Source organism: Nocardia sp. NPDC050799 (assembly GCF_040654015.1).
GTDB lineage: Bacteria > Actinomycetota > Actinomycetes > Mycobacteriales > Mycobacteriaceae > Nocardia.
In genome coordinates, this window is the sequence record NZ_JBFAHF010000086.1 from 1 (window position 1) to 5404 (window position 5404).

Annotated in this window: 3 rRNA genes; all 3 read left to right on the forward strand. The window is 56.1% G+C overall.

Going from position 1 to position 5404, the window contains the following annotated elements:
• Positions 1-200 precede the first annotated feature (200 nt).
• Positions 201-1717 (forward strand): 16S ribosomal RNA (locus tag AB0H42_RS35420).
• Positions 1718-2047: 330 nt separating this feature from the next.
• Positions 2048-5178: ribosomal RNA gene (locus tag AB0H42_RS35425) — 23S ribosomal RNA — on the forward strand.
• A gap of 105 nt (positions 5179-5283) precedes the next feature.
• A 5S ribosomal RNA gene (rrf, locus tag AB0H42_RS35430) occupies positions 5284-5400 on the forward strand.
• Together the 16S, 23S and 5S rRNA genes form the textbook arrangement of a ribosomal RNA operon.
• Positions 5401-5404 lie beyond the last annotated feature (4 nt).

Consider the following 5404-nt stretch of genomic DNA (forward strand, 5'->3'; position numbering starts at 1 on the left):
TGTGCGTGTGTTCTTTGAGAACTCAATAGTGTGTTGATGAATGTCAGTGCCAAATATTTAATTTGGTTTCGGTTCTTCATACCCCCGTGTGGAGGATCGAACATTTAAGTCAGCTAAATTCCAGCTGGCGATTTGTTTTGCTAGGTTTTCGGACTCTAGTTTGTACTTTTGATTGCGCCTTCGGGTGTGATTGTGAGTCTTCAACGGAGAGTTTGATCCTGGCTCAGGACGAACGCTGGCGGCGTGCTTAACACATGCAAGTCGAGCGGTAAGGCCCTTCGGGGTACACGAGCGGCGAACGGGTGAGTAACACGTGGGTGATCTGCCTTGCACTCTGGGATAAGCCTGGGAAACTGGGTCTAATACCGGATATGACTTTCAACTGCATGGTTGAGGGTGGAAAGATTTATCGGTGCAAGATGAGCCCGCGGCCTATCAGCTTGTTGGTGGGGTAATGGCCTACCAAGGCGACGACGGGTAGCCGGCCTGAGAGGGCGACCGGCCACACTGGGACTGAGACACGGCCCAGACTCCTACGGGAGGCAGCAGTGGGGAATATTGCACAATGGGCGGAAGCCTGATGCAGCGACGCCGCGTGAGGGATGACGGCCTTCGGGTTGTAAACCTCTTTCGACTCCGACGAAGCGAGAGTGACGGTAGGAGTATAAGAAGCACCGGCCAACTACGTGCCAGCAGCCGCGGTAATACGTAGGGTGCGAGCGTTGTCCGGAATTACTGGGCGTAAAGAGCTTGTAGGCGGTCTGTCACGTCATCTGTGAAAACTTGGGGCTCAACCTTAAGCTTGCAGGCGATACGGGCAGACTAGAGTACTTCAGGGGAGACTGGAATTCCTGGTGTAGCGGTGAAATGCGCAGATATCAGGAGGAACACCGGTGGCGAAGGCGGGTCTCTGGGAAGTAACTGACGCTGAGAAGCGAAAGCGTGGGTAGCGAACAGGATTAGATACCCTGGTAGTCCACGCCGTAAACGGTGGGTACTAGGTGTGGGTTTCCTTCCACGGGATCCGTGCCGTAGCTAACGCATTAAGTACCCCGCCTGGGGAGTACGGCCGCAAGGCTAAAACTCAAAGGAATTGACGGGGGCCCGCACAAGCGGCGGAGCATGTGGATTAATTCGATGCAACGCGAAGAACCTTACCTGGGTTTGACATACACCGGAAACCTGCAGAGATGTAGGCCCCCTTGTGGTCGGTGTACAGGTGGTGCATGGCTGTCGTCAGCTCGTGTCGTGAGATGTTGGGTTAAGTCCCGCAACGAGCGCAACCCTTATCTTATGTTGCCAGCGCGTAATGGCGGGGACTCGTGAGAGACTGCCGGGGTCAACTCGGAGGAAGGTGGGGACGACGTCAAGTCATCATGCCCCTTATGTCCAGGGCTTCACACATGCTACAATGGCCGGTACAGAGGGCTGCGATACCGTGAGGTGGAGCGAATCCCTTAAAGCCGGTCTCAGTTCGGATCGGGGTCTGCAACTCGACCCCGTGAAGTTGGAGTCGCTAGTAATCGCAGATCAGCAACGCTGCGGTGAATACGTTCCCGGGCCTTGTACACACCGCCCGTCACGTCATGAAAGTCGGTAACACCCGAAGCCGGTGGCCTAACCCTTGTGGAGGGAGCCGTCGAAGGTGGGATCGGCGATTGGGACGAAGTCGTAACAAGGTAGCCGTACCGGAAGGTGCGGCTGGATCACCTCCTTTCTAAGGAGCATTCTCCACGCCGGCTCGAAGAGTCGAGTTCTGGTTGTGGCAGAGCCATTTCGGAAGCGAATGTTTTCCGATGGTTGCTCATGGGTGGAACGCTGGCAATCTTCATCGCATTCGGTCGGGACCTCAGTGTCCTGGTCGTGGTGGATATATCAACACACTGTTGGGTCCTGAAAGAACAGGCGTTCTTTCCAGGCAAGATAATACGATCCGCTCGGATCTCCGTTCATACCGCGAGGGCTTCTGGTTCTCGGCTGGTGCGGGTGCAAGGTTCGGGTGGGTGTGTTGTTTGAGAACTGCACAGTGGACGCGAGCATCTTTGTTTTGTAAGTTTTTAAGAGCGTACGGTGGATGCCTTGGCACCAGGAGCCGATGAAGGACGTAGGAGGCTGCGATAAGCCTCGGGGAGCTGTCAACCGAGCTGTGATCCGAGGGTGTCCGAATGGGGAAACCCAGCACGAGTGATGTCGTGTTACCCGCATCTGAATATATAGGATGTGTGGAGGGAACGTGGGGAAGTGAAACATCTCAGTACCCACAGGAAGAGAAAACAACATGTGATTCCGTGAGTAGTGGCGAGCGAAAGCGGATGAGGCTAAACCATGCGTGTGTGATAGCCGGCAGGCGTTGCACGTGTGGGGTCGTGGGGCTCACTTTCTTGTCACTGCCGTGGCGAGCAACAGTCAGAAAAGTTCGTGTTAGTCGAATTGGTCTGGGACGGCCAACCGTAGACGGTGAGAGTCCGGTAGGCGAAAACATGTTCTCTGTTGTAGTGAGTGCCCGAGTAGCAGCGGGCCCGTGAAATCTGCTGTGAATCTGCCGGGACCACCCGGTAAGCCTGAATACTCCCTGGTGACCGATAGCGGACTAGTACCGTGAGGGAAAGGTGAAAAGTACCCCGGGAGGGGAGTGAAATAGTACCTGAAACCGTGCGCTTACAATCCGTCAGAGCTTTCGAGCAGCTTGCTGCTGGGAGTGATGGCGTGCCTTTTGAAGAATGAGCCTGCGAGTTAGTGGCATGTGGCGAGGTTAACCCGTGTGGGGTAGCCGTAGCGAAAGCGAGTCCGAATAGGGCGTTTGAGTCGCGTGTTCTAGACCCGAAGCGGAGTGATCTACCCATGGCCAGGGTGAAGCGACGGTAAGACGTCGTGGAGGCCCGAACCCACTTAGGTTGAAAACTGAGGGGATGAGCTGTGGGTAGGGGTGAAAGGCCAATCAAACTCCGTGATAGCTGGTTCTCCCCGAAATGCATTTAGGTGCAGCGTCGCGTGTTTCTCACCGGAGGTAGAGCTACTGGATGGTCTAGGGGGCCCACAAGCTTACCGAAATCAGCCAAACTCCGAATGCCGGTGAGTGAGAGCGCGGCAGTGAGACTGCGGGGGATAAGCTTCGTAGTCGAGAGGGAAACAGCCCAGATCGCCGGCTAAGGCCCCTAAGCGTGTACTAAGTGGAAAAGGATGTGGGATTGCGCAGACAGCCAGGAGGTTGGCTTAGAAGCAGCCACCCTTGAAAGAGTGCGTAATAGCTCACTGGTCGAGTGATCCTGCGCCGACAATGTAGCGGGGCTCAAGTACACCGCCGAAGCCGCGGCAGTCGCACAATACATCCGCATGCCTCTACGGGGGTGTGTGCAGTGGTGTGGCTGGGTAGGGGAGCGTCGTGTAGCCAGGGAAGCAGCGGGGTGACCTAGTTGTGGAGGCTGCGCGAGTGAGAATGCAGGCATGAGTAGCGAAAGACGAGTGAGAAACTCGTCCGCCGAATGACCAAGGGTTCCTGGGCCAGGTTAATCCGCCCAGGGTGAGTCGGGACCTAAGGCGAGGCCGACAGGCGTAGTCGATGGACAACGGGTTGATATTCCCGTACCCGTGTATCCGCGCCCAATGGCGAATCATCTGTGCTAAGCGCCCAAAACCTGATGGACCTCCTTCGGGAGGCCGGATGGGGCTGCGCGCGACCCTGGGTGTAGTAGTCAAGCGATGGGGTGACGCAGGAAGGTAGCTGGGCCAGTCAGTGGTTGTACTGGTGTAAGCCTGTAGGGCGTTGTGTAGGCAAATCCGCACAGCATGTGCCTGAGAGGTGATGCGTAGCCGATTGAGGCGAATTCAGTGATCCTATGCTGCCGAGAAAAGCCTCTAGTGAGTTGGTACACGGCCCGTACCCCAAACCGACACAGGTGGTCAGGTAGAGAATACTAAGGCGATCGAGAGAACTGTGGTCAAGGAACTCGGCAAAATGCCCCCGTAACTTCGGGAGAAGGGGGGCCCGAGCTGGTGACCGGCTTTACGCCGTGAGCTGGTTTGGGCCGCAGAGACCAGTGAGAAGCGACTGTTTACTAAAAACACAGGTCCGTGCGAAGTCGTAAGACGATGTATACGGACTGACGCCTGCCCGGTGCCGGAAGGTTAAGAGGACCGGTTAGCGCTTCGGCGCGAAGCTGAGAATTTAAGCCCCGGTAAACGGCGGTGGTAACTATAACCATCCTAAGGTAGCGAAATTCCTTGTCGGGTAAGTTCCGACCTGCACGAATGGCGTAACGACTTCTCAGCTGTCTCGACCACAGACTCGGCGAAATTGCATTACGAGTAAAGATGCTCGTTACGCGCGGCAGGACGAAAAGACCCCGGGACCTTCACTATAGCTTGGTATTGGTGTTCGGTACGGTTTGTGTAGGATAGGTGGGAGACTGTGAAACGGGCACGCCAGTGCTCGGTGAGTCATCGTTGAAATACCACTCTGATCGTATTGGACCTCTAACCTCGGACCATGATCTGGTTCAGGGACAGTGCCTGGTGGGTAGTTTAACTGGGGCGGTTGCCTCCCAAAATGTAACGGAGGCGCCCAAAGGTTCCCTCAGCCTGGTTGGCAATCAGGTGTCGAGTGCAAGTGCACAAGGGAGCTTGACTGTGAGACAGACATGTCGAGCAGGGACGAAAGTCGGGACTAGTGATCCGGCACCGGCATGTGGAAGCGGTGTCGCTCAACGGATAAAAGGTACCCCGGGGATAACAGGCTGATCTTCCCCAAGAGTCCATATCGACGGGATGGTTTGGCACCTCGATGTCGGCTCGTCGCATCCTGGGGCTGGAGTAGGTCCCAAGGGTTGGGCTGTTCGCCCATTAAAGCGGCACGCGAGCTGGGTTTAGAACGTCGTGAGACAGTTCGGTCTCTATCCGCCGCGCGCGTTGGAAACTTGAGGAAGGCTGTCCCTAGTACGAGAGGACCGGGACGGACGAACCTCTGGTGTGCCAGTTGTCCCGCCAGGGGCACGGCTGGTTGGCTACGTTCGGAAGGGATAACCGCTGAAAGCATCTAAGCGGGAAGCCTGTTCCAAGATGAGGTTTCCCACCACCTAGAGTGGTTAAGGCCCCCTACAGACCATGGGGTTGATAGGCCGGAACTGGAAGCACGGTAACGTGTGGAGGTGACCGGTACTAATAGGCCGAGGGCTTACCAAACGAAGATTGCTACGCGTCCACTGTGCAGTATCTGAAACAACACACAGATACAGAAGACGAACCCCCTCAAGGGTTCGGCTCTCTGTGTGGATAGTTTCATAGAGTTACGGCGGTTATAGCGGCAGGGAAACGCCCGGTCCCATTCCGAACCCGGAAGCTAAGCCTGCCAGCGCCGATGGTACTGCACTCGACAGGGTGTGGGAGAGTAGGACACCGCCGGAACATA